Genomic DNA, 24,305 nt, shown 5'->3' with positions numbered 1-24,305 from the left:
CCCAATGCGAAAGCAGTATATCCCGATGAGCCAAAAAGGTCAATTCTTCTTCATAGTAGTTCCTCCTCTCTCATCTCAAGAGATACCGTCCACCTGATAGGAAGAAGCGGCTGATCGGACAGCCTGGTAGCGGTGGGAAGCTGACGAGAAGCAGGCGGTTAAGAAGAGAACTACCGTGCGGTACTATGGTCCTAACAGTAGCAAGGCGCGCTTGACCGCTATCCTCTTTTCAGAGTACATTCAGGCATGATGACATAGAAAGATATCAATAAGAAGGCGCGCAACAACGCGGCTCATATTTTCAACGATAGGAAAGCAGCATGCTATCATTTAAGGACCGTCAAGACAGAGTCGCAGAAACGCAAGAACGAGCTGAGGAGCCGATTCGTATTCCTGGGCTAGTCACCCAGTTGTCGCCGGTTGAGCAACTCGCCTTTCCGGCTCAGTCGGTCTCCCTACCCGGTGCGACTGACCTGAGCGATGGCCGGCAGACGCCTCTCCCGGAGGTAGCGGGCGAGGAGGAAGAAAAGCAAACGGCCTTACTGCCAGTAGCCAGGGCTGGGGAAGGGGCGGAGTACGCTGCGCCCGAGACAGGGCAATTGCCAGAACTGCAGACGGCCCTGCTGCCGTTGGTCAGCTCCGCCAGCGCGAGCACGGCGCGTCCCCCGCTCATCATTCGTGGCGATGGCAAAAAAGCGCTCAGGCGTCAGGATGGGGCGCAGCTGCTTCCACGCAAGCGCTGGCATGTCCATGCGGCGGTCCTGGTCCTGGTTGCGCTGATTCTCACTGGTACCCTGCTCACGGTGCTGCCTGAGAGTCCTGTAGGAGCGCGGAGTGGGGGCGGGCTATTCCAGTCCATTATGAGTATGATCCCAAGCAACAGCGGCAGTTCCAGCACGCTGGATCTGGCCGCGATGCGCGCCGCCACGGCGACAGCTATTGTGCGCAGTGGGGTTGGTTACGATCCCGGTCCGAGCAACCCGACCGGCACACAATCGGGGCCGGTTGTTGGCAGCAGCTCGGGTGACCCTTTCCCATACGGCCAGTGCACCTATTGGGCCGATTACCGTTATCACCAGCTGACGGGAGTGTGGGTGCCCTGGGGTGGCAATGCCGATGAGTGGGTGGCAGGAGCCAGGGCCAATGGCTGGATTGTTTCAACTCAGCCGCATATCCCCTCCATTGTTGTCTTGATGCCTGGCGTCCAGGGCGCGAATATCTACTATGGCCATGTGGCCGTCGCCGAGAGCCTGACTTCCGACGGCGGTGTCTACACCAGTAATATGAACTGGTACGCCAATGGCGGCGGCTGGGGAATTGTCTCCTACTATACGTTCTACCCCGGCAGCGGCGTCTACTTTGTCTGGATCTAGGCGCCAGGCTTGCTACAGGTAGTCTGGATGGATAGATGGATGGACCGCACCAGCTGAAGCCAGCCCGCGCTCTGGCTGACTGAGCGGGCCCGCCGCCTGGATCTAGCTCACACGATAGCAGGAGGAGAGGCTGGTCTATCTTGCCTGACCAGCCTCTCCCTTTGTGCTCTCCTGACTCGCTGCAGTTTTCAACGCCTCTTGCTCCATGTACATTGGTTATTGGTTCGTAAAGGTGTACCGCCGGAACTCCTGGATTCCTCCAGAGGAGGAAGGCGGCCCCTCTTGCTCTCTCGCGGGGATGGACAGTACCCCTCCTGCCTGGGATCCCTTTTCTGGGAGGCTTCAAGGCACTGACCTGTGACTCAGCAACGGCTTCGCCTCCATCTCGTCCAGGGGAAGAGGGAGAGCAAACGGGTCAATCCCGCTTTACTCTCCTACGGGGCAGTGGGCTGCCGTCAACTAGCCCCGAAGCCCGGGCCGCTGCGGCTGCGGGCAAGCCCCTGGCTTGAGCCAGGGGTCGTTGACAAGTCGCTTGTTCTTCCTAGGACTCTCCTTCCCTGCGCCTTTCTTCCCTCGCCAGACCTCGCTGAGCATCTTCTCTCTCTCTGACCATGCCGTCCCACTCTCTCCTCGCGCTTGCCGACCCTGCTGACTACCTGACGACGCTGGCGCTCGCTGGAATTCTCCTCAAAGGCTGAGGAAAGAGTTAATTACTCTCTGCTTGCTATCTAAGATGTTTTTAGTACAATATTCCTACTTAGCAGCGAAAGTGGCTTGACCGTCAGCGGCCTACTGAGTAGAGTCAGACACATACCGAAGGCAACAGGTTTTACTCTAGCCAGATCGGGGAGCGTGTATGTCATGGTTGAAGGGTAGTCGAGACAGGACCGGCGGAGCGGAAATAGAGGAGCAACAGGCTGGAGAGCGGATCGGAGTGAGTGGAGGTCCAGCGATGCTTGCCGAACGACAGTCTTCCCTGTCGGCCTCTGCAGCGGCTGATGGTTGCCTGCCGCTGACCCAGACGGTAGAAAAAGCGCCGCTGAAGCCGTCGACGGAAGGAGAGAGACCGTCAGCAGTTTTGCCGGTGGTGCACAGTCCGGGACGTCCCCCGCTGGTCATTCACGGCTCGCCAGCGGGAGGAACTGGAGGAGGGCCTCCGGCACCGCGCCGACGTTGGTGGTTCCATCTTGTCACCCTGAGTCTGGTCATATTGATGCTTCTGATAACGCTAATAGATGTTTTGCCGGTAGGACCGGGAGACAGCGGCAAAGGTTTCAACCCGCTGCGCTCGGTTATCAGCTTCATTCGCAATGGCCAGGACAACACCTATCAGATTGGGTCCCAGGCGGCCACGGCTACAGCTGTCACGCAAGATGGCTACGACAGCGGGCCACTGCACTATCCCGGGCTGCCCTTGCAGCCGACGGAGGGGGATTTGAACCGTTTTGCCTATGGACAGTGCACCTACTGGGCCAACCTCCGCTATCACGAGTTGACCGGCTACTGGGTGCCCTGGCAAGGAGATGCCTACCAGTGGGTAGCGGGAGCTGAGCAATACGGTTGGGTGGTCTCTTCACAGCCGCATGTTCCCTCGATTATCGTCTTGCAGCCAGGTGTCCAGGGGGCAAGCGCCTATGGGCATGTAGCTGTAGTAGAGCGGATCAATCCCGATGGCAGCGTCTATACCAGTAACTACAACTGGTATGCCAATGGTGGCTGGAATCGTCTTTCCTATGCTACCTTCTATCCTGGCCCTGGCGTAGCCTTCGTCTGGCATCCATGATGCTCAGGGAGCCAGCTGGGCTGCTCAGAGGCTAACTCTACCTCTCTCTGCTCGGCTCTGCCAGCCACTGCCAGCCGGGCGAAGCGCGCGGGGCGGCCAGGAGTGGACCGCGCTCGTCAGCGTCCCCTGTTTGCCAGCCGGGAACATTGCGTACCCTTGCGAGAGAGACATACAATATGGCTGGGTCCGCTGTTATCAGGCGGGCGCAGACAGAGGGTCAGGCGAGCGAGCCAGCTGGCAATGCCGCCTGCCTGGCGATGCTGCCTACAGTCGGCGGCATCCTGAACTCGCAAAAAAACTGATCTGGAGAGGAAAGCCCGATGCGCACCAAGATAACCATTGTTGGCGCCGGTTTTGTTGGAAGCACGCTTGCTCAGCGTCTGGCAGAGCGCGACTATGCCGACGTAGTGATGTATGATATTGTGCCCAATATGCCGCAGGGTAAAGCACTGGACATGCTCCAAGCCGGCCCCGTTCTCGGCTATGATAGCCTCATCGTTGGCACCAACGATTATGCCGACACCGCCAACTCCGACCTGGTCGTAATCACCTCCGGCTTCCCGCGCAAGCCTGGCATGTCGCGCGATGATCTGCTGCGCAAGAATCAGGAGATCGTCACCCAGGTTGTGCAGGAAATCATCAAGTACTCGCCCAACTGCATGCTCATCGTCGTCACCAACCCGCTGGATGCCATGGCCCAACTGGCCTACCATGTCAGCGGCTTCCCCCGCAATCGCGTCGTAGGCATGGCGGGAGTCCTCGACACCGCGCGTTTCCGCACCTTCATAGCCCAGGAGCTAAACGTTTCCGTACGCGATGTCCAGGCTTACGTCCTCGGGGGCCACGGTGACACAATGGTCCCACTGGCTCGCATGTGTACGGTTGCGGGTGTGCCCATCTCGCAGCTGCTGCCTGCCGAGCGAATCGAGCAGATTATTCAGCGCACACGTGACGGCGGAGCGGAGATTGTCAACTTGCTCGGGACCGGCAGCGCCTATTTTGCTCCGTCGGCAGCAGTGCTGCAGATGATCGACTCGATCGTCCTGGACAAGAAGATGATCATGCCCTGCTCGGCCTACCTCCAGGGCGAATATGGTATTCAGAACCTCTTTGTCGGCGTCCCTGTGAAGCTCGGTGCTAACGGCGTGGAGCAGATCATCGAGCTAGAGCTGACAGAAGACGAGCGGGCCCTCCTGCAGAAGTCAGCGGCGGCTGTGCAGGAACTCGTTAAGGTGATGGGCATTTAGCTACCCTCCAGACAAGAGGGATGACCTGCCAGAGGGCGGCAGGGCCGTCTGTGTCTCCATCAGCGCAGAGACGGGCGGCCCTGCCTTATCGGTAAGGCAGACCTGAACCAGTGTGCAAGCGCTAATCCTCTTCCGCTTCGCTGTCTGGTTCATCCACCTCTGCCGAAGGAGGCTCCGCCCAGGTGGCACCCTCCTGATGGATCGCTTCTTGCTCGCCTGAGGCACCAGCAACCACTAGAACGTACTCGCCTCGCGGCTTCTCCTGAGCGATGGCCTCTAGCAGAGAAGAGAGCGTCCCACGATAGACCTTTTCGAACATTTTGGTTAACTCATTGGCGAGAGCTGCCGGACGATCACCGAAGACCTCCAGTGCATCGCGGAGAAGGTCAGTCAGCCGATAGGGGCTTTCATAGTAGATAAGCGTGTAAGGCGAGTGCCGATCTGCCTCCAGAAAGCGTCGTCGCCGACCCGCCTTGCGGGGAGGGAAGCCTCGGAAAGTAAAGCTGTGAACCGGGAGGCCGGAGAGAACAAGGGCCATAACAAAAGCGGCTGGACCGGGGATCATTGTCACCGGAATGCCGGCCTGGATGGCCCGCTGGACCAGAGTGTAGCCCGGGTCGGAGATGCCAGGCGTGCCAGCACTGGTCACCAGAGCCACTGACTTCCCCTGCTTGAGAAGAGCCTCAATCTGCCGTCCTGCCCGCTCCTCGTTGTGCTCATAAAAAGCGAGCAGCGGCTTGTGAATATCGTAATGCCTCAGAAGGATAGATGTCTTACGGGTATCTTCAGCGGCAATCAGATCAACACTGCGCAGAACCTCTAAGGCCCGCAAGGTAATATCGCCGAGATTGCCGATCGGAGTCGCGACGAGATAGAGTGTACTCATGCAACATGTCCACCTGTTATAAAACTGGCAGTGAGTTGGAGGCTGCAGCCAGGCTAGCACCAGTGTACCAGAGCCGCGGCTGCCCGGGCCAGACCGGGCCAGGAGCAATCAGATGCACTGGCGGCAAAACCCCATTAGTAATATTGGGAGGGTCAGACAGGAGCTGACCAACCTGAAGCGTTGTAGTAAATGACAGTCTTGTGGCCATGCCAAAGGGCTGGGGCGGCGGAAATATGGTCGGCTGTTTACTTGCCGTGGGGGATACGGCAGGACGCTAATGGTCACTGCCAGCACTGGCGCAGTGACTGGGTGCAACGGTGGAAAGGTGGAGGGAGAGATCCAATCTCGCTCTGATTGCAAGGGAAAAATAAAACGAGCATTGCTCATAACTCTGACTCGGAACCGATTCTTAACTGCTCAAAAGTGTGCTCAAATGCTGGCCGGCCAGAGAGATTATAATCGAGAGAGAGACTGTTTCGCTAGCACTGTAATCGTTGGACTTATTCCAGGTCTGAATGTGGGAAGGCTACCCCCTCTGAAGATCAAGGCGCTGGCACTCGCAAAGCATTTAGCTATTGTTGTATAATGATAGAGGAGCTAAGCTTTGCTGGCAGCGTAGTTGCATCTCAAATATGTGAATTTTGTATTCAAATCAAAAGGGAACAGGCCGTATTTTTGCTGCTCCTGAATCAGGCTAAAAAATTAACCTCCTAGGGACAATCAGGCTAGAGAAAAGTACCCATACAGAGAGAACCTATCTGGCTACTCCTTAAACTAATAATGCACGATATATTGACCTCGTGCCCTAAGTATGATAGAGTAGACTTGATGTTTTGCTTAGACTGCTCATCCCTGGATGTTGATACATCCCTTGCTTACTAATTCGCTGCAGCTTGTACAAACCTGTTGAAAACCTGCTGCTCAGCCAACCAACTAACTAACTAACTAACTAACCAGCCAGGGATGGCGGTGCGGCGACATCCAACGGATCTGGTGCATGGCCCGGGGCGGCCATCGGCAGGCAAGGTGGTGCTGCCCTGCATGTGCCGGCCAGACAAGCAAGCATACTTTCGAGAGAGCAAGCGGAATCTCGGAAAGGAAAGTCCTTATGCCGTCGACAGAAACTGCGAACGTGGGTAAAGCGGTTGCTGCCCGAGTGGGCACCAATATCCGTGAGGTGCGCACGCGGTTGGGCCTCACCCAGGCGCAACTGGCGTCGCCCGAGTTCTCAATTTCATATATCTCTGCTATCGAGCGGGGCAAGATCCGCCCTTCGCTCAAGGCTCTGTCTATTCTCGCCCGGCGGCTCGATGTCCCGCTTACCTTCCTGTTGGAGGGTTCGCCTGCGGGAGCGGCTGAGGCGCGAGCTGTTGGCTACTCGCCGGCGGACTCCGGTCCTGACCAGCGGGTTGAGGTCGATCTCTTGCATGCTGGCGTCCTCATCCAGCAGCAAGCCTACGAGCAGGCGACGCAGTTGTTGGCGCCCCTCCAGCCCGAGCGCCTCACTACCGATCAGGCTTTCCGTCTCTATCTGTTGCGGGGCCTGATCCATCTTGGAGCTGGGGAATATCAGGAGGCCGTCGTGGATCTACGGGCCGCAGTTAACCAGGGCGAGGGCATGAATGAAATCGAGTACAGCGAGCGTGCGCGCAACTACCTCGGCAAAGCTTACTTTCTCCTCTATAACTACACGCTTGCCTTGGAGAATCATCAGCGTTGCCTGGAGGTCATCGAGGCTGGCCAAATCAAGGACCCGATCTTTGCTCTGGAAGTCTTTAGCAATCTAGCAAATGACTACTTCCGCCTTGGCGAGCTGGAGAAGGCGGTGGCCTTCTATCATCGTGCCTTGGAGACCCTTGATGAAGTCTATCGCGACAGTCGGGCCTTCGCTCGTCGCTATATGGAGATCAGTCAGCAGTATCGTAGTGCTGGCAAACTGGCGATGGCTCGCGACTATGCGATGCGCAGCCTGGCCATCTACGAGATGCGCGATGAGCAGCGTCTGATAGGCCTGACCCATCAGCAGCTTGGCAAGGCCCTGGAGAAGCAAAACGATCTGGCTGGGGCCGAGCAGGAATATCGTCGCGCTATTGAGATCGAGCGCGGATTGAGTGATGAGGTGGCTGCCTCGCTCTGTCATACCAGTTTGGCGGAGCTGCTGCTGAAGGAAGGAAAACGGGCCGAGGCCGAGCGTGAAGCCCAGGAGGCTCTCACCCTGGCTCGTGCCAGTCAGGACCCGCGCACGCAGGGACAGGCCCTCATTGCTCTGGCTCAGATCCGTCATCAGGAGAGTGATTTCTCTGGTGCTGATGAGCTGTTCCATCAGGCCCTGGACCTCCTTGATCAGGCCAATGCCCATGAGCTGGCTGCCAGTGCCTACTTCCGCTATGCGAATCTTTTGGAGCAGCGAGGTGAGGTGCAGCGTAGTCTCAATGCCATTAAGAAGGCGTATGAGCACCAGCGCCAGGGGAAATTAGGTGATCTAGAGTAGCCTGCCCGGCCCGCTACCGCCCGCGCGAGGCGGGCAGTAGGACCGGGGCTACTCTTCTGCCGCCTTGGCGGATCTTATAGCCCTGGTGGAGACCCTGGCTGCTGGCCCGGCTGACCTGCCCAACGTTGCCGTCGGCTGGCAGCGCTGCCAGTCGCCTGAAAAGCTGGTCAGTTGCTGCCTATTGGGACCCTGGCCTTCTCGCTCAAGGCGCCCCCACCGCGGCGCTGCTCCTGCGCGCCACGGTGGTCCTCTCTCCTCTTTCTTTTATCGTTGCCCCTGGTGCACTCTTCGCCTGACATGAGAGAAGATAAGCGGCATCATCCTCCATAGCTTTGTGAAACACTCCCCTGTGCTCTGTCTCCTTGCTTGATGGCGCAAAAGCAGATATACTGCTGTGAGATCCTGCCCACGCTCACGCTGCCTTCGGGAGAGAGGCTCCGCCTGATCTTAAAGTCTTTAAAGGGGAATCTTGAGCATGTCATTCACGGCCCGTGACCTAAGATATGAGCCGGAAAAAAGCTTTCCAGCGCTGGAAGCTTTCCTCCGGCAGCGGGCTCAGCGCTACCTGGGGCCGCTGCAGTACGATGCTGAGGAGGTCGACCTGGTGGTCAACCACGTGGTTGAGCGTCTGGTAGCCTTGGGCCTGCTGGGGGGAGGAGACCGGCAGCCTGAGACGGTGCTGGACCGCCTGAGCGAAGCCCAATTCTATGCTTTCCTCAATAACTGTGTGCATCATAAGGCGATCGATCGCTTGCGCCGTCAACATCGGCAGATGCTCCCCTTTTCGGTCCTGCAAGAGAGTGAAGACTCCCAGGGCGAGGCTGATCCTTTGGGCGAGATCACTACATCGCTGTGGGGCGTGCCTCCCTTTGCTCATCCTGAAGAAGCAGCCCTGGCTGCTGTGACTCAGCAGGAGCTGCGCATCTTGTTGAAGCACTGTATTAAAGCGCTCGCCAGTGCGCCACGCCAGCTGCGGGCAGTGTTGCAGGAACTGGAAACGTTAGGGGCTGTGGAACTGGCTCGCGAGGTAGTAGAGGAACTCCAGGCGATCTCTATCACCCCTCTTCCTGCTGAGACCCCCCTGGCTCACCTGAGTCAGCATCGCGATCACGCTTATAAGAAGCTCCGCACCTGCCTGCAGTCACAGAGTTCCAATTTGGCGGTTATGGTTGCTCTGCGTCTAACAGAGTATGAGGCTTTGCTCTCGTCTCATAGCAATGAGGCTACTGGCGAGCTAGCGGTACCGATACAGGATCTGGTGCGCCAGGGGCTGACGCTGGCCGAGGTCAAGCGAGGACTGAGACAATTGACTTTCGAGGGCTTGCTGAACTGGCACGAGGGGGATGAGGTCGTGCATCTTGATGCTGCTCGCCTCCGCCGGTTGGCCCGTTACTATCGGGTCGAATAGCAGCAAATCGTGGTTTCCCCCCCAATCAAGAGGAAGGAAGGAGGTTGTGAATGAGCAACCACAGCAACTATGAGAGCGAAATGAACCAGCCACATCCGGGTTCTTCTGGGGGACTGGCACGTTGGTTGCAGGAGTTGATGCTACCCCCCAATGCGCCGGCTCCTTCCCCCTCATCTCCAGGCGAGCAGCTCACTTTGCTCCAGAGCCACGACGATCATCTGCTCCTTTATCAAAAAATACCTGATTTTTGTGAATCACTGCTTAAACATGATGATCAGGTTTACCTTCGTTATGCTGGACTCATCTATCATCTGATTGGTTGTTCGCTGTGCCGAAGCGCCTACGTGGAAACCTACGCTGCGCTGGGGAAAACCCTGGGAGATCAGCCTCGCTCGCCTGAGCAGGAGGCCCTTTTGCGCCCTCCGGCGACCGTTCCGCCGGCGCCAGCGCGATCTCTGGTGCATCTCTGTCAGGCCCTCATTCGCCAGGCAGAATTGCTGTTGCGTCAGGCAGAGCGCGAGCCGGAGCGCGAAGATGCACTCGTCGCGGCCCGGCAGCTGTTGCAGCGGGCGATCCGCCTGAGCGCTGGCCTGACTCAGCAGCGCGAGCAAGCCTTACACGATTTGGTACGCGTGGCAAGTCTGGTAACCACGAGCGAGGGACCACCCCGTGAACCGCCGCTTTATGCCTACGAGCTACGCCAGCCCGGTCCTGTAACGCGCTCTGTACGCAGGGGCGCCCTCCCTTTGGCGAGTGCCAGCTTGTCTGGCCAGCAGGCGACGCCGGCGGTGATCCTCTTGCAAGCTGGCCCTTATGAAGGCAGAATAGTGCAGGAGGGTGATCTCCTTGTGCTCTTCCTTCAGGGATTACCTCCGGAGCTGCATGGCCAATACCTGGAAGCGGCTCTTCCTCTAGGTACCCTGGTTGAGGCTGTGGAGTGGTTCGGCGGCAACCCGCAAGCGATTCGTTCTCCAGAGACGGTGGATTCCCAGGGCCGACTGCGCTTCCCATTAGGACGCACGTCACTTCAGCTGAGCAGGCCAGAGGAGCGCAACATGCTTGAAGTCGCTTTCATGCGCCTTGAATTGCGCCCCTGCCAGTCCTAGTGAGGGGCCAACACTGACCCTGAGCATGAGCAAAGACGGAGGAGAGGAGAAAGCGGCTCTCCGCTCAGGGACGAGTGCGGTGCTGGGCGATCTCGTAAGCACGGCGGAAGTAGAGAAAAGCTTCGCGTGCGTCCCCTCGTCCCTCAAGCAGGTGAGCATAAGTGCTGTAGTATTCAGCGAGCTGATCGCGGTCAATATGGAGGCGCTCCAAAAGAAGAAGCGCCTCGCGACAGAGTTGATCGCCGCGCTCGTATTGGCGCTCCTCGTAAGCAAGCTGGCCGAGAAGAAAAAGGGCCTCGGCCTGAATGAGATTCTCACCAAAGGTGCGCGCCAGGGCCAGGGCCTGCTCGCTGTAACGTCTGGCTTCTGCCAGCTGGTGCTCATGATGAAAATGCCAGTGTGCCAGGTGAAAGGCAATGCTGGCAGCTTGCAGAGGTTCTCTTGCTCGTTGCTGCAGATCTTCTAAGGTAGCGAGTGCTTGGCGTCGGCTGGCCTCATCGCTGCTCTGCAAGCGGATGTGGTAAAGCAGATGGGTTATCTCTCCTTGTAAACGACTGAGACGTCGCTGCTCCTGCACCGCCAGGGCTTTGTGGGCGCTGAGCAGAGCCAGTAAATGGTTGCCCTGGCGAGCATAGCCTGCGCTTAGCTCGGCGTAGGCCTGTTCGGGACGTTGAGCGGGGACCGCTGCCTCCCTCTCGCTCAGCGCTGCTGCCTGTTTCAAGGCGGTGATCGCGCGTTCGCTGTCGCCCCGCTCGAGGTAATGCTGTCCAAGGCCAAGATAGCATCGAATTAAAAGAAAATAATCTTTCGGCATGATTTTGTCGGAAATATTGATGCTTTCATTATAGAAAAATTCTGCTAAATAATAATTTTGCATAGAGAAATGTACAAGGCCAGAAAGGTAGAAGATACGAGCTTTTAAAGGAGAAGGCTCATAATCTGCGAGAAGCTGGCGACATTCTTCGAGGGAGCGCTCAGCCTCGGAAAGGCGCCCGACGGAGAAGGAGGCAAGGGCGAGAAGATAATAGACCCGCGCCTTATCCTGGCGCGGGAGCATGGCACTGATCAAATCATGCAAGATGGCGATGGCCCGGTCTAGCTCGCCCTCATGAATCCAGATCTCGCTCTCCAGCAGCCGCAGGTGCACTTCATTCTCACCTGCGAGGGCGTGCCGTCCATCGCGGGCAGCTACAGCTGGCTGACTCAGGGGTCCTCCTCCGGTCTCGGCCAGAAGCTGGGCGGGGGAAACGTTCAGCCGGCTCGCCAGGATCTCTAGCGCCCGAATGGAAGGCTGAATCTGCCCGCGCTCAATGGCTGAGATGTAACTGACGGAGAAATCGTGACCGGCCAGCTGGCTCTGAGTCAGTTTCCTGGCTTGTCTGATTGCTCGCACTCTTGCCCCTACTGAAGACCCGAGGTGGTTGGGCGTCTTTGGTGACATAGAACCCTCCTACGTACAGCACACTCGTGAATATGAATGGGGAGTCAATAAATAGATAACTTCCTCATAAAAGAGATTGTAAATTCTTTTTATTGTTGTGTCAATAGCAAGAAAAAATCAGCACGCAAAAAAGTCCCTTTCTTGTGTTACAACTAAAGCTGTCTCAAGCTCATGGTCTCCTGAATGGACAGCGTATTGCAGCAGTCATCGCAATGCTATGCACAGTTCAATCGAAATTCAAGCAGGGACTTCCCTCCGCTTTAGAGGCGCTGTCTGATAGCCGATCTGCCCGAACTGTTCATCAATCTCTCTCTATGGAAAGAGAGCGCAGAAGCTCTCCGCCGCTGGTACTATCTTCCCGTGCTTTTCTAGCCTGGCCTGGCTGCCTGCTCTCAAGGAATGAAAACCGGAGGAGAGGCATCTCCTACTGACGGCCTGCCCCCTTTCCCTGTATAATCAAGGCAATCTGGACTTCTGGGAGGGTGAGTCTGTCATGTTTCGCTTTCTCACCGCGGGTGAATCGCATGGTCCCTGCCTGACCATCATCGTCGAAGGGCTACCAGCCGGACTGGAGATCGACCGTGAAGCTATTGATCGTGATCTCCGTCGTCGCCAGGGAGGGTATGGGCGTGGGGGACGCATGAAGATCGAGAGAGACAGTGTACGTTTTCTCTCTGGTATCCGGCATGGGAGGACCCTTGGCTCACCGGTGACCATGCAGATTGAAAACCGCGACTGGGTCAACTGGCAGCAGGCGATGAGTCCTGAACCGCTAGAGGAGCTGCCCGAACCGGTGACGCGCGTGCGCCCCGGTCACGCCGATTTTACAGGAGCCATGAAGTATGGTCATCGCGATGTGCGCAATGTGATTGAGCGGGCCAGCTCGCGCGAAACCGCAGCGCGTGTGGCTGTAGGGTCCCTCTGCCGCCAGCTGCTACAGCCTTTTGGGATCTCCATTCACAGCCATGTCCTGGCCATTGCCGACGTAGGCTATGAGGAGCCGCGTCCCCTGACGCGCGACGCCTATCCCCCGAGCCTGTGGGAACAGGTAGAAGCCTCACCGATGCGCTGCGCTGATCCCGCCTTGACCGAGCGCATGATTGCTCGTATTCTAGAAGCAAAGCGGGCTGGCGATACCTGCGGCGGCGTCTTCGAGGTCGTCGCGCTTGGGGTCCCGATCGGGCTAGGGAGCTATAGTCAGTGGGATCGACGTTTGAGCGCGCGCCTCGGTCTGGCTATGCTCAGCATTCCCTCGGCCAAGGCTGTCGAGATTGGCGCGGGGCTGGAGGCAGCGCGGCGCACTGGCTCTCAAGTGCATGACGTGCTGCGACATGGGGCTGACGGAAGCTGGTACCATGTGACCAACAATGCCGGCGGCATCGAAGGAGGGATCACTAACGGCGAGCCGCTGGTGGTACGTGTAGCGCTCAAACCCATCCCTTCTCTGGCTCATCCGCTACCCGCCGTCGATCTGGCCAGTGGCGAGAATATCGATCAGACCCGCTATGAGCGCAGCGATGTCTGTGTAGTGCCCGCCGGCGGCGTAGTCGGTGAGGCGATGATGGCCATCGTCTTGACCGAAGCCCTGCTAGAAAAGTACGGTGGCGATAGTCTGGAGGAGATGCTGCGTCATTTCCAGGCCAGCCAGTCGGCTTAGAGCAGGGCCAGACCAGGCTGGGCTGGATGAAGAGGAAGCGCCGCCAGTGCTCGCCGCCAGTCTGAGCGAGGGTGCGGACCGGAAGGTAGCCTCGACGCTCGGCGCCCATGACGATGCTGCCGGTTGGCCCCAAGCTAGCAGGTGACGTTGCGTTCAGCTCTCGTCTGGGGTGCTGGTGCTCTTCATCCCTGCGGTCGACTCGCCTGCTGAAGGGAAGGACTGCCTTTTCTGCCAGCAGGCCTGACAGTAACCGCTGGCCACCAGATCCAGTGTCAGGCCGTGAAAGCCGTACTGCTGCTGCAGGTCTTCATGCAGATTGCCAAGCAGATTCTCGTCGAGATGGATAATGACGTGGCAGCCACGGCAGATCAAATGGTGATGGGCCTTGCCCGGCGCACGCTCGTAGCGTGGTGGCTCCCCCGGCAGACGGTTCTCTCGCACTAGCCCTAGCTCCTTGAGGAGTTCGAGCGTGCGGTAGATGGTCGAGAGACTGACCGCGGGATTCTGCTGCTGAACGCGCTCGCTGATCTGTTCAATGCTTAGATGGGCGTCTGCTTCGTGAATAACGTTCAAGATCATCGAGCGCTGCGGCGTGAGACGGTAGCCACGCTTGCGCAGCAGTTCGCTCGACGACTTGACATAGTGATGCATTGCTCAAACCTCGATGTGGGATCGACCTGAGCTGAGCTGTCCTCTGCTCACCGGGACAGCCTGACAGCTCTCTTCGCTGAGTGAGAAATACCTTGACGGATCGGGTGCGCGACCTTGCCTGAATCCTAGCATGGCCAGATGCGAGGCGTCAATGAGGACTGGTGGAGGCCGATGGCGAGCCAGCTCATCTGGCGAGTGCCTGGTGAGGGCGCGGTACAATGAAGGAGAACGGCACCATGACTGCTACCCATTTTTGGCGCTCTATCGTTGATCCGCTGCGTGTCATGAGTGCGCGCGTGCTGCACTGGGAGGAAGGACGTTCTCAGCCGCGCGAAGAGGCGCTGGCCGTCGAAGAGCCGCTGGAGGTCCGGCTTAACCAGCGCAGTCTCGCGATCATTATGCGCACCCCTGGTCACGATCGCGAGCTGGCCCTGGGCTTCCTTTTCAATGAGGGTCTCATTCGCTCGGCGCAGGAGGTGCTACGTGTTGAGGAGGCCGTCGATGCCGATGGCCTGCCGCTGCCCAACGTCATAGAGGTCACCCTGCGCGGCAGTGAAGCCCGGACGGAGCAGGCCAGTAGTGGAGCTGCCTGCCAGGCTACCTTTGAGCGTCATTTCGCGGTCTCCTCTAGCTGTGGATTGTGTGGCAAGAACAGTATTGCGGACCTGCTCAGCTCGCTTACTCCGCTAGAACCAGATAAGCTGCGTTTGCGAGCTGAGACGCTCTACATGCTACCTGAACAGCTACGGGCGGCCCAGGCTGTTTTCTCCCATACCGGTGGCCTGCATGCGGCGGCTCTCTTCTCTCTCCAGGGGGACTTGCTGCTCCTGCGCGAAGACGTCGGGCGGCACAATGCGGTGGACAAGCTCGTGGGCTGTGGCCTGCTCCAGGGCACCTTCCCCTACCGCGAGCACATTCTCATGGTCAGCGGGCGGACCTCGTTCGAAATTATACAGAAGGCTCTCTCTGCCCGTATCCCTTGTGTGGCCGCTATCTCGGCGCCATCGAGTCTGGCTGTGGAGCTGGCAGAGCAAGCGGGCATCACGCTTGTTGGCTTCCTGCGGGGACGTTCAATGAACGTCTACACGCATCCTGAGCGTCTGCTAGCCGCTGGCTAAAGTCCTCTTGCACGTCAGAGAGGACGGGACTATAATGCGGACTATGCGAGGAGCCATGCAAAGTGACACCATAGCAGCGATCGCTACCCCTCCTGGTGTGGGTGGCATTGGCATTGTGCGCGTGAGTGGGGAGGCAGCTTTCTCCATTGTGCTCCCGCTCTTTCGCCGTCCCGGTGGGGAGCAGACGCTCCCACCCTCGCATCAGCTCACCTATGGGCGGATTGTTAACCCGCGGAGTGGTGAGGTGCTCGATGAGGTGCTGGTGGCTTTCATGCGTCGGCCCCACACCTATACACGCGAAGATGTGGTTGAGATTCAGGGACATGGCGGGCCGCTCGTCTTGCAGCGTATTCTGCGCCTCGTACTGGAGCATGGGGCACGGCTTGCGCAGCCGGGCGAGTTTACCCTGCGGGCCTTTCTCAACGGACGTCTCGATCTGACGCAGGCCGAGGCTGTCATGGATGTCATCAGTGCCCGCACCGAGGCGGGGTTGCAGCTGGCCATGCAGCAGCTGCAGGGGCGCGTGTCAGCCCGTTTGCGTGAGGCCCGGCAGACTGTTCTAGGCGTCTTAGCGCGCATCGAGGCGAGCATTGATTTCCCCGAAGACGATATTCCGACTCCTCACGCCGACGAGTTGCGCCCCCACATGCTGACGGCCCAGCGCATGATAGATGAATTGTTGGCCGGAGCAGAGCAGGGACGCCTCTATCGTCATGGCCTGCGCACCGTCATCATCGGTCGCCCCAATGTCGGCAAGTCAAGCCTCCTGAATGCCCTGCTGCGCAGCGAGCGCGCTATCGTTACACCGATCGCCGGTACAACTCGCGATACGGTTGAGGAAGTGGCCAATCTCCGAGGCATCCCTCTGCACCTGATCGATACCGCTGGTATCACTCCTACGGACGACCCAGTCGAACAGATTGGCATTCAGCGCAGCCGTGCCGCCGCCGAGAGTGCTGACCTGGTGCTGCTCGTCTTCGACTGCGCTGAAGACTTCACTGCTCAAGACCGTCAGGTCTGTGAGGAACTCCTGCGTCTGGGTTTTGGTCGGCAGGACAAGGTGACGGCCAATGGCCGTGCAGGACGCCCGGTGATTCTGGTACTGAATAAGATCGATCGCCCGCGCTCACTGCCGCTTGAGCAGGTGCGCCGCTTCTGGCCGGAGGCGCCGCTGGTCATGACTTCAACATTGACGGGTGAGGGATTGAGCCAGCTGGAGGAGACAATCGCCAACCTGGTCCTGGCCGGCAGAGCCTTGCAAGACGATAGCGTGCTGGTGACGAACCTGCGCCACCAGGAAGCCCTGCGCCTGGCCTCTCAGCATCTGCAGGCTGCCCTGGCTACGCTGGAGCAGGGCCTGCCCCTCGATTTTGTCTCGATCGATCTACAGGCTGCCTGCCACGCCCTCGGCGAGATCACTGGCGAGACGGCCAGTGCCGATCTGCTAGAGCGCATCTTCAGTGAATTCTGCATCGGCAAGTAAAAAAATACTCTTTTGTTCTTTATATATTGATTTATTTGTAATATCCTCTAAAGGGGGACAATGATATTCAGGAGGAGTATGAAGCGATCGACGCTGCTTATCGCTGTGGCCATTGTCCTGAGCAGTGTCGTCTTGACCGCCCTGGCTTACCGGGTGGCGCTCGCGGGTATTGTAGGCGGTGAGGCCACACCGACGCCGGTGCCGCTTGCTCAGCGGCCGACGCCGACTCCTTCGCCAACGCCGACCTTTACGCCGACGCCGACCCCTTCACCGACCCCCTCGCCGACTCGTGATCCGGCCACCATCCTCGGCGTTGAGGGACGTACCGCTGCCGCTGCTGGTGGCATTGCCTGGGTTCGTCTGGGGGACCATAGTTGTGGCGCTGCTGGTTTACAGGGCAGCGCTCTCAAAAATGCCATTGCCAGCATGCATGCGGCTGGTTTCCATGTCTTACTGACGCTCTGTCAGCCAAGTGCAGGACCACCACGTCTCTACGATCCCAACATTATCCAGGATGCTGCTTCGGCAGGGGCGGATGCCGTGCAATGCGGCAACGAGCAGATGAAGCTTGACGCCTGGACGACCTATGTCACCCCTGAGCGCTTTGCGCGCTTCTATGATCTCTGTGCTCAGGCCGTGCAGACCTATGACCCTGGTGCCAAGGTCATTCTTGGCTCGATCGATCCGCTGGTCGTGCCAGACGACTACAGCAAGCTCATGGTCCGTGTCGCCTATCTGAACGAGATGCAGACCGCCATGAATACCCTCGTCCATCCGGGAGGCCACTGGAGCTGGCGCACGCAGATCCTGGGTCTCATCGATAGCTGGCACAATGGTTATCCAGGCGATTACGTCAATAACCTCTACGGATTGCTGGCCTTCTGGGCGCAACAGTTCGGCATTGATCTCAATAGCGGCAAGTTGGGAGAGCACATCTGGATCGTCGAAGGCACTGGCTGTTTTCAGGGCTGTGGCCTCAACGTCTACAATCCGGCGGAGATCGCCATCGCCCATATTCTGTCACTGATTAGCGATGTGCGTACGGCGATGAGCTATCGTGTGCCCTTCTTCTACTTTAGTGGGCAGGACTTTATCATCGATGGGCAGCTCTGGCCGATCGGCGTGGTGGATGTTGGGGGCCATCCCAAGCCCTTAAGGCAAGATCTGGGAATGGGGGCGCGCACGCTGACGCTCAGCTGTCCGCAGGGGGCAGTTCAGGTCCAGACACAGCCAGCCTTGCTCGGGGCGCTCTATCGCGGTTGCCAGCTACCGGCGGACTATCGGAGCGTGCTAGCCAGCTAAAGGCAGCGCCTGGAGCCAGTTGCTGAATCGATTCTGCCTCGCCCAGCCAGAATGGCTCTTCCTGACGTGGATCTGGGTAAGCAACAACACTCAGAGCAATTCTCGCTAAGAACCGACAAGGAGACTCCTCACCGTCAGGAAGGGAGTAGCAACAGTGAGCGGGGAGAGAAGGCCGCTCGTAAGAAATGCTGTGGCGCTCTTCTGCTCCCCGCTTGTCTCAGATCTGGAGATAGCGCAGGATCTCTGCGCGAGGAACGGCTATCTGACGTGCCTCCTCCTCAGCGCCCTCGGCGCGCAGAGAGCGGACAGTCACCAGTCCGTTGGCCAGCTCCTCCTCTCCTATGATCAGGGCGTAGACAGCGCCCGAGGTGTTGGCCTGCTTCATCTGAGCTTTAGGACTGCGATCGCCGTAGCTCATCTCAGCTTTGATGCCGGCATGTCGTAGCTCAGCCATCAAGCGAATTGCCGCCTCTTTAAGGGCCGGCTCCTTGCCCATGTAGACCACAAAAGCCCGTGGCCTCTCGGGAGGGGGTGGGGTGATTCCCTGGCGCTTCAGTTCTAGAATAACGCGCTCGATACCCATGCCAAAACCGATGCCGGGCGTAGGAGGGCCGCCCAAGATCTCGGCCAGCCCGTCATAACGTCCCCCCCCGTTGAGGGCCGTGTTGTCCATCTCTGAAGTGAACTCGAAGACCGTGCGCGTATAATAATCCAGACCACGCACAAGCAGCGGATTCAGCTCGAAAGGCACCTCGTAGAGCTGCAAGAAGCGCTGCACACGCTCGAAATGCTCGCGGCACGCCTCACAGAGGTAATCAACACTATGAGGGGCAGCGGCGATCTTGGCCTGATCTTCTGGCTCTTTGCAATCCAAGAGACGAAGCGGGTTCTTCTGGAAGCGAGACTGGCAGTTATAGCAGCACTGGTCCAGTAAAGGGCGATAGTAAGCGCGCAGAGCCTCCACGTAGCGCGGGCGGCAAGTTGAATCACCAATGCTATTGAGCTGAACGCGGATGCCTCGCAGCCCGAGCTGGCTGTAGACCTGATAGAGCAAGGCGATCAGCTCGGCATCGATCGCAGGATCACTCTCGCCGAGGGCCTCGCAGCCGAACTGGTGGTGCTGGCGATAGCGCCCGGCCTGGGGACGTTCATGGCGAAACATTGGCTCGCTGAGGTAGTAGAGCTTGACGGGCTGAGGCAGCTTGAACATCCCATGCTCCAGGTATGCCCGCACCACGCCCGCCGTCCCCTCGGGGCGCAGGGTCAGACTCTGGCCGCGGCCCTCCTTTCCTGGGCGATCCTCGAACGTATACATCTGGTGCTCAACCACGTCTGAAGTTTCGCCAGAGGTCTTGAGAAAGACCCCTGTCTCTTCCAGAATGGGCGTCTCGATACGGCGGTAACCATACAACTCGGCCACAGCCGCGGCGGTCTGCTCCACGAAGCGCCAATAGGGCTGCTCCTCGGGCAAAATATCGCGGAAGCCCTGCAGGGCTCGGTACTGCTGTGCTGACATAGTCCGGTTCTTTCGCGCCTCCAGATCGGAAATGCACAGCCTATTATAGCAGATGATGTCCAGAGGAGGGGGCCGGAGGAGTGAGCCAAAGGACTGGGAAGAGAGGGGTATCATCCACTTCTGCATTTAAGCCGTAAGCGGCGGGCTGTTACTCTTGAGCTAAAGCAGGCGTTACACTCATAGTTAGTTGAGGGGAGGACCAGCTGGCCTGCCAGGTGCTCACAGGAGGTGAGCGATGGGGGGCCTGAATGAGCTACGTCTAAGATCCTCGGCATGGCAGGGAGAGGTGCGGCCTTATCTATGGTCGAGGAGCCTGGCCTCTGGACATTCTGGCGGGGAAATGGTATTACACAACTGAGGAACTGGCTCGTTCTGTAGTTGCCATCAGGCTTGCTGGAATGCCATAGGGCCTGTCCGCACGCGATCGGATGGTAGGTCCTGCACGCGCCTCCGCCGGCAGTCGGCATCAGGCATCCGGCTATGCATGGGCCAGAATGGTCAAGGTCTGCACGTGAGCAAGGATGCGACTGACATCTCCGTTGGGCCGTGCGAGCCAGAAGAAATGCCCGGTTCTTCTTCTTCATCTCAACCGCCGTACGGCAAGTAACAGGGAGCTATGAGCGAATTACAATCAGAAACCATTGAGACAGGAGTCAAGACGAAGTACAGCCTTTCGGTCATTCTGCCTGCCCATAACGAAGAGGCGGCCATTGCCGGTACACTCCAAAATGTGCTGGAGACCCTGACCCCCTGGGTGCAGGACTTTGAGGTCGTAGTAGTCAACGACGGCAGCAAAGACAACACCAAAGCCATCGTGGAGAGCCTGGCTGCCGCTGATCCACGCATTCGGCTGATCAACCATCCGGTCAATCGCGGCTATGGGGCGGCCCTGGTCAGTGGCTTTGAGGCAGCGAGTAAAGACCTTGCCTTTTTCATGGACTCTGATGGCCAGTTTGATATCCGCGACATCGAGCAGTTTTTCCCGCTCATTGAGCGCTTCGATGCGGTCCTGGGCTATCGGATCAAGCGGCAGGACACCTGGATGCGCAAGCTCAATGCCTGGGGCTGGAAATGGCTCGTGCGTCTGGTCTTTGGCCTACGCGTGCGCGACATTGACTGCGCCTTTAAGCTATACCGGTCGCAATTTTTCCGCGAGCACAAACTAGAGACGCGCGGCGCCATGATCAACACGGAGATTCTCTACAAGTTCACGCGTGCGGGCTATACCTATACTGAGGTTGGCGTTCATCACCTGCCCCGCAGAGGGGGGCGAGCCACAGGTGCCAGACCGGAGGTCATTGCGCGGGCCTTCCGTGAGCTGATCTACTATGCCTGGAAGTGGCGAACAGAGGAGCGCCATCAGAGGAGAGCCTATCGGGCTATGCTACACGAATGAGGTAGAGAAGGAATGAGCGCGACCTTTGCCGAGCTATATGCTCCTGCCCTGAAAGAGGTCTTCACTGTCCAGGCCCGGCAACGCTTAGCGGAGGGAGTGGATGGCCTGGAGTATGCGCGCTCCTATGCCGAGCGGGGCAAACCTGATTTTGTCCTTGCTTTCCTGCTCCTGGTGGAAGCCGGGGATGATCTCAAGCGGGAGCTGTTGGCCTATGCCTATGAGCGGCGGGCTGTGCTCTCCGAACAGAAAGCTGCCAGCTTCGCGCGGCAGTTCCGCCGTCCCTTTCCACTCGTACGCCAGAGCGCCCGTCAAGATCGGCTGGCAGCTCAGCGCATCCGCTCCGGCCAACCGCTGCCGTCGCCTCACGAGCTGGCCCGGATCTTCAACGAGCAGGCGGAGCTATAGAAGAGCAGAGCAGGGTCAAGGCGACCTCAAAAGAGCGGGGCCGGTCAGATTTGGCCGGCCCTCTCCTCTCATGTACTAAGGCTGTCTATCCCTGTTCCTGCTCAGGCTCCGAGCTTTCATCAGAAGAAGCCAGCTCTCCGTTGGTTTGCAGCTCTTCTCTCTCGGCGCCCGGTGTCTGATCATCCTGCGGCGTGAGGCCCTCCTCGCGCTCACCGTTGCGTTTCCCATTCGTCGTCGCCACTGCCACCACGCTATCGCCTTCTGCAATGGTCATCAGGCGCGTGCCCTGAGTCGCGCGGCCCAGGCGTGAGACATTGCTGATCTCCGTACGGATTACCACTCCGCCGGCGGTAATAATCATCAAATCATTATCGAGATCAGTAATGATACGAGCCGTCGCCACTGGCCCGGTCTTCTCTGTCACCTTGGCTGTCAGGACCCCGCTGCCGCCGCGGCTCTGCACTGGATACTCCTCGATGGGAGTGCGCTTGCCGTAGCCGCGCTCCGTCACCACCAACAGCTCGCTGTCACGTGGAGTCAGGTTAAGCGAGACCACGCTGTCGCCCTCTTCCAGCCGAATACCACGCACCCCGCCGCTCATGCGCGAGGCCGCGCGCAGCTCCTCCACGGTGAAGCGGATAGCTTTCCCGTGGGCAGTAATCAAGAGCACGTGGTCATCGGCGCGCGCCAGCTTGGCTCCGATCAAGCGATCGTCCTCCTCGAGATTCATAGCGATCAGGCCCTGGCGGCGCACACTCTCAAACTCGCTCATGACCGTCTTCTTCACCTCGCCCTTGCGGGTTGCCACGATCATGTAGTCGCGACTAACCCCCTTGGGTACGGCCACGATGGCCGTCACGCGTTCCTGCTGATCGAGGGCAATCAGATTAATCAGGTGCTCACCTCGGGCCGTGCGACTGACATCGGGCAGCTCATAGACGCGGAGCTGATAGACGCGGCCCCGGTCAGTAAAGAAGAGCAGATGATCATGGGCGTGAGCCACCAGCAAATGGCGAACGGCATCATCTTCGCGCGTGACCATGCCGGTAACGCCCTTGCCGCCGCGGCGCTGGGCGCGGTATGTGCTGGAGGGAAGACGCTTGATATAACCCTTCTCTGTCAGCGTCACCACCACTTCCTCATTCGGAATGAGGTCCTCTTCCGTGAAGTCGCCGGCCTCTCCTTCGCTGATATCGGTGCGGCGCGGATCGCCGTACTTCTCTTTCAGCTCCTCCAGATCGGCTTTAATCAGCTTGCGCACTTCATTAATATCGCTCAGCACCAGGTTATAGTAATCGATATGCTGCTGAACGGTGCGCAGCTCTTCCTCGACCTGCTGGCGTTCGAGGGCGGCCAGACGAGCGAGACGCATATCGAGGATGGCGCTGGCCTGAGCCTCCGAGAAACCGAACTGCGCCTGCAGCGTGCGATTCAGCTCGGCCTCCGTGCCCTGCGACTGGCGAATGGTCTGGAGAATGGCATCGAGGTGCTCGAAAGCCTTGCGGAAGCCTTCGAGGATATGCTTGCGGGCCTCCGCGCGCGCCAGCTCATAGCGGGTTCGCCGCGTGATCACCTGTTCACGATGGTTGATATAGTGCTGCAGGAAGCCTTTGAGCGTCAGAATACGCGGCTGGCGATCGACCAGCGCCAGCATGTTGGCATTAAAGGCGCTCTGCATGGCTGTGTACTTGTAGAGCGAATTGAGGACGCTGGTCGGATTAGCATCGCGCTTAAGCTCGATGACCATGCGCATGCCGCGACGATCGGATTCGTCACGCACCTCAGCGATTCCTTCGATCTTCTTGTCGCGAGCCAGCTCGGCGATCTTTTTAACAAGCTCGGCCTTGTTGACCTGATAGGGCAGTTCGGTCACCACAATACTGGCGCGCCCGCGCTCGTTTTCCTCGATATGAGTACGAGCACGGACAACAATGCGCCCGCGCCCATTGGCATACATATTGCGAATGCCTTCACGGCCCTGGATAATGCCACCTGTGGGGAAATCGGGGCCAAGAATGATACGTGAGAGGTCTTCAGTGGTGGCCTCGGGATGATCGATCAGATAGATGATGCCGTTACAGACCTCAACGAGGTTGTGAGGGGGGATGTTCGTGGCCATACCAACGGCAATACCGGCGGAGCCATTGACCAGAAGATTGGGTAGGCGCGCGGGCAGAACGGTTGGCTCTTTCGCCTGATTGTCGTAGTTGGGCACGAAATCGACCGTGTCCTTGTCGATGTCGCGTAGCATCTCGTCGGCGATGGGCGCCATTTTGGCCTCTGTGTAGCGCATCGCCGCCGGTGGATCATCGTCCTGAGAACCAAAGTTGCCTTGCCCTAAGATCAGCGGATAGCGCATTGACCAGGGCTGGGCCATGCGCACGAGGGTATCGTAAACGGCAACGTCGCCGTGCGGGTGGTAGAGTTTGAGCACCTCGCCGACGGTACCGGCACATTTGCGGAAGGGTTTATTGGCTTGCAAGCCCATCTGCTCCATAGCGTAGAGGATGCGGCGATGCACCGGCTTGAGGCCATCGCGCACATCTGGCAGCGCGCGGCTGACGATGACGCTCATGGAGTAGTTCAGATAGGCCACAGTCATTTGGTCAACTATATCGACAGTTTTGACATTACCTACTTCTTCCATCATGCAAAAATCCTCAAGTAAAAAGAAAGGTCAGTGCCAATGCTCAAGCGCTGCTGGCTGCATCGGATGGGGACGAGACGAGATGGACAGAGATGATGCCTCAACCCTGCCAGACCGGGCCGGGCCGGGCTGGGCCTCCTTCTCAAGCTCGCATTTTCTTATAGTATAGCACATTTGAGAGAAAATTGCGAATGGGGGCCAGAACTTCCCTATTGGGAGCTGAAAACCCGCAGCTTTTCACCCATCCAGTGCTATATTTCATAGCTGACATGTGGTATGATAGATGCTAGAGCGGGATTAAAAGAGGCTTGTATAGCGCTGTAAGGTAGGCGCCCTGGACTCTGCTCAGGGGAACTGCAGTGCTGCTAGCGACCGTGCTACGGCTGATGCCATTA

At 58.5% G+C, this 24,305-nt stretch carries 17 protein-coding genes; 12 read left to right on the top strand and 5 right to left on the bottom strand.

Features of this window, described 5'->3' with window-relative positions; genetic code table 11:
- Positions 1-320 precede the first annotated feature (320 nt).
- From KTAU_RS05285 to mdh, 3 genes are all read left to right on the top strand, one after another.
- Positions 321-1,373 (top strand): CHAP domain-containing protein, encoded by a 1,053-nt coding sequence (locus KTAU_RS05285; protein ID WP_151727348.1) that lies wholly within the window; start codon positions 321-323, stop codon positions 1,371-1,373.
- A gap of 952 nt (positions 1,374-2,325) precedes the next feature.
- A complete protein-coding gene (locus KTAU_RS05280; protein WP_170293076.1) occupies positions 2,326-3,156 on the top strand; it encodes a CHAP domain-containing protein in 831 nt (276 codons plus the stop codon).
- 320 nt (positions 3,157-3,476) lie between these two features.
- The gene (gene mdh, locus KTAU_RS05275) at positions 3,477-4,403 is read left to right on the top strand and encodes a malate dehydrogenase (protein ID WP_112429573.1); all 927 of its coding nucleotides are present in this window, start codon (positions 3,477-3,479) and stop codon (positions 4,401-4,403) included.
- 121 nt (positions 4,404-4,524) lie between these two features.
- Here the strand turns inward: mdh and rsmI are convergent, their stop codons facing one another.
- Complete coding sequence (gene rsmI / locus KTAU_RS05270; protein WP_151727346.1) at positions 4,525-5,289, bottom strand: 16S rRNA (cytidine(1402)-2'-O)-methyltransferase; 765 nt, start codon at positions 5,287-5,289, stop codon at positions 4,525-4,527.
- 1,108 nt (positions 5,290-6,397) lie between these two features.
- Here rsmI and KTAU_RS05265 point away from each other — a divergent pair.
- From KTAU_RS05265 to KTAU_RS05255, 3 genes are all read left to right on the top strand, one after another.
- The gene (locus KTAU_RS05265) at positions 6,398-7,780 is read left to right on the top strand and encodes a helix-turn-helix domain-containing protein (protein ID WP_170293075.1); all 1,383 of its coding nucleotides are present in this window, start codon (positions 6,398-6,400) and stop codon (positions 7,778-7,780) included.
- Positions 7,781-8,255: 475 nt separating this feature from the next.
- Positions 8,256-9,188 carry a hypothetical protein gene (locus KTAU_RS05260; RefSeq protein WP_151727344.1) on the top strand — a complete coding sequence of 311 codons (933 nt, stop codon included), beginning with the start codon at positions 8,256-8,258 and terminating at the stop codon, positions 9,186-9,188.
- Positions 9,189-9,238: 50 nt separating this feature from the next.
- A complete protein-coding gene (locus KTAU_RS05255) occupies positions 9,239-10,294 on the top strand; it encodes a hypothetical protein (RefSeq protein WP_151727343.1) in 1,056 nt (351 codons plus the stop codon).
- A gap of 64 nt (positions 10,295-10,358) precedes the next feature.
- Here KTAU_RS05255 and KTAU_RS05250 read toward each other — a convergent pair whose 3' ends face one another.
- A complete protein-coding gene (locus tag KTAU_RS05250; protein WP_151727342.1) occupies positions 10,359-11,735 on the bottom strand; it encodes a transcriptional regulator in 1,377 nt (458 codons plus the stop codon).
- 493 nt (positions 11,736-12,228) lie between these two features.
- On the opposite strand from KTAU_RS05250, the gene aroC reads away from it, so the two are divergent.
- On the top strand, positions 12,229-13,392 hold the full coding sequence (gene aroC / locus KTAU_RS05245; RefSeq protein WP_151727341.1) for a chorismate synthase: 1,164 nt from the start codon (positions 12,229-12,231) through the stop codon (positions 13,390-13,392).
- 153 nt (positions 13,393-13,545) lie between these two features.
- On the opposite strand, the gene KTAU_RS05240 is transcribed toward aroC, so the two are convergent.
- Positions 13,546-14,043, bottom strand: a complete 498-nt coding sequence (locus KTAU_RS05240; RefSeq protein ID WP_112429560.1) for a Fur family transcriptional regulator — start codon at positions 14,041-14,043, stop codon at positions 13,546-13,548.
- Positions 14,044-14,279: 236 nt separating this feature from the next.
- Here KTAU_RS05240 and fdhD point away from each other — a divergent pair, with 236 nt between their 5' ends.
- The 3 genes from fdhD to KTAU_RS05225 all read left to right on the top strand — a co-directional run bounded on the left by fdhD (position 14,280) and on the right by KTAU_RS05225 (position 17,946).
- On the top strand, positions 14,280-15,161 hold the full coding sequence (fdhD, locus tag KTAU_RS05235; protein ID WP_228026322.1) for a formate dehydrogenase accessory sulfurtransferase FdhD: 882 nt from the start codon (positions 14,280-14,282) through the stop codon (positions 15,159-15,161).
- Between the two features lie 55 nt (positions 15,162-15,216).
- Positions 15,217-16,644: a tRNA uridine-5-carboxymethylaminomethyl(34) synthesis GTPase MnmE gene (gene mnmE, locus KTAU_RS05230; RefSeq protein WP_151727340.1), complete on the top strand. Its 1,428-nt coding sequence runs from the start codon at positions 15,217-15,219 to the stop codon at positions 16,642-16,644.
- Positions 16,645-16,722: 78 nt separating this feature from the next.
- Entirely contained in the window at positions 16,723-17,946 is a 1,224-nt protein-coding gene (locus KTAU_RS05225; RefSeq protein ID WP_151727339.1) for a hypothetical protein, read from the top strand.
- Between the two features lie 217 nt (positions 17,947-18,163).
- Here the strand turns inward: KTAU_RS05225 and hisS are convergent, their stop codons facing one another.
- Positions 18,164-19,462 (bottom strand): histidine--tRNA ligase, encoded by a 1,299-nt coding sequence (gene hisS, locus KTAU_RS05220; protein ID WP_151727338.1) that lies wholly within the window; start codon positions 19,460-19,462, stop codon positions 18,164-18,166.
- 616 nt (positions 19,463-20,078) lie between these two features.
- On the opposite strand from hisS, the gene KTAU_RS05215 reads away from it, so the two are divergent.
- A complete protein-coding gene (locus tag KTAU_RS05215; protein WP_151727337.1) occupies positions 20,079-20,858 on the top strand; it encodes a glycosyltransferase family 2 protein in 780 nt (259 codons plus the stop codon).
- A 12-nt stretch (positions 20,859-20,870) separates the two neighbouring features.
- Complete coding sequence (locus tag KTAU_RS05210; protein ID WP_151727336.1) at positions 20,871-21,263, top strand: hypothetical protein; 393 nt, start codon at positions 20,871-20,873, stop codon at positions 21,261-21,263.
- Between the two features lie 85 nt (positions 21,264-21,348).
- Here the strand turns inward: KTAU_RS05210 and gyrA are convergent, their stop codons facing one another.
- On the bottom strand, positions 21,349-23,913 hold the full coding sequence (gyrA, locus tag KTAU_RS05205) for a DNA gyrase subunit A (protein WP_174844055.1): 2,565 nt from the start codon (positions 23,911-23,913) through the stop codon (positions 21,349-21,351).
- Positions 23,914-24,305: the final 392 nt, after the last annotated feature.

It is taken from the genome of Thermogemmatispora aurantia (assembly GCF_008974285.1).
Taxonomy (GTDB): domain Bacteria; phylum Chloroflexota; class Ktedonobacteria; order Ktedonobacterales; family Ktedonobacteraceae; genus Thermogemmatispora; species Thermogemmatispora aurantia.
The sequence above is the reverse complement of the archived record's forward strand: the minus strand, read 5'-3'. Positions and strand labels throughout refer to the sequence as shown.

Bases quoted from the DNA above. Each gene is read 5' to 3' on its own strand.
- KTAU_RS05285 (WP_151727348.1), top strand. From the start codon at position 321: ATGCTATCATTTAAGGACCGTCAAGACAGAGTCGCAGAAACGCAAGAA.
- KTAU_RS05280 (WP_170293076.1), top strand. From the start codon at position 2,326: ATGCTTGCCGAACGACAGTCTTCCCTGTCGGCCTCTGCAGCGGCTGAT.
- mdh (WP_112429573.1), top strand. From the start codon at position 3,477: ATGCGCACCAAGATAACCATTGTTGGCGCCGGTTTTGTTGGAAGCACG.
- rsmI (WP_151727346.1), bottom strand. From the start codon at position 5,289: ATGAGTACACTCTATCTCGTCGCGACTCCGATCGGCAATCTCGGCGAT.
- KTAU_RS05265 (WP_170293075.1), top strand. From the start codon at position 6,398: ATGCCGTCGACAGAAACTGCGAACGTGGGTAAAGCGGTTGCTGCCCGA.
- KTAU_RS05260 (WP_151727344.1), top strand. From the start codon at position 8,256: ATGTCATTCACGGCCCGTGACCTAAGATATGAGCCGGAAAAAAGCTTT.
- KTAU_RS05255 (WP_151727343.1), top strand. From the start codon at position 9,239: ATGAGCAACCACAGCAACTATGAGAGCGAAATGAACCAGCCACATCCG.
- KTAU_RS05250 (WP_151727342.1), bottom strand. From the start codon at position 11,735: ATGTCACCAAAGACGCCCAACCACCTCGGGTCTTCAGTAGGGGCAAGA.
- aroC (WP_151727341.1), top strand. From the start codon at position 12,229: ATGTTTCGCTTTCTCACCGCGGGTGAATCGCATGGTCCCTGCCTGACC.
- KTAU_RS05240 (WP_112429560.1), bottom strand. From the start codon at position 14,043: ATGCATCACTATGTCAAGTCGTCGAGCGAACTGCTGCGCAAGCGTGGC.
- fdhD (WP_228026322.1), top strand. From the start codon at position 14,280: ATGACTGCTACCCATTTTTGGCGCTCTATCGTTGATCCGCTGCGTGTC.
- mnmE (WP_151727340.1), top strand. From the start codon at position 15,217: ATGCAAAGTGACACCATAGCAGCGATCGCTACCCCTCCTGGTGTGGGT.
- KTAU_RS05225 (WP_151727339.1), top strand. From the start codon at position 16,723: ATGAAGCGATCGACGCTGCTTATCGCTGTGGCCATTGTCCTGAGCAGT.
- hisS (WP_151727338.1), bottom strand. From the start codon at position 19,462: ATGTCAGCACAGCAGTACCGAGCCCTGCAGGGCTTCCGCGATATTTTG.
- KTAU_RS05215 (WP_151727337.1), top strand. From the start codon at position 20,079: ATGAGCGAATTACAATCAGAAACCATTGAGACAGGAGTCAAGACGAAG.
- KTAU_RS05210 (WP_151727336.1), top strand. From the start codon at position 20,871: ATGAGCGCGACCTTTGCCGAGCTATATGCTCCTGCCCTGAAAGAGGTC.
- gyrA (WP_174844055.1), bottom strand. From the start codon at position 23,913: ATGATGGAAGAAGTAGGTAATGTCAAAACTGTCGATATAGTTGACCAA.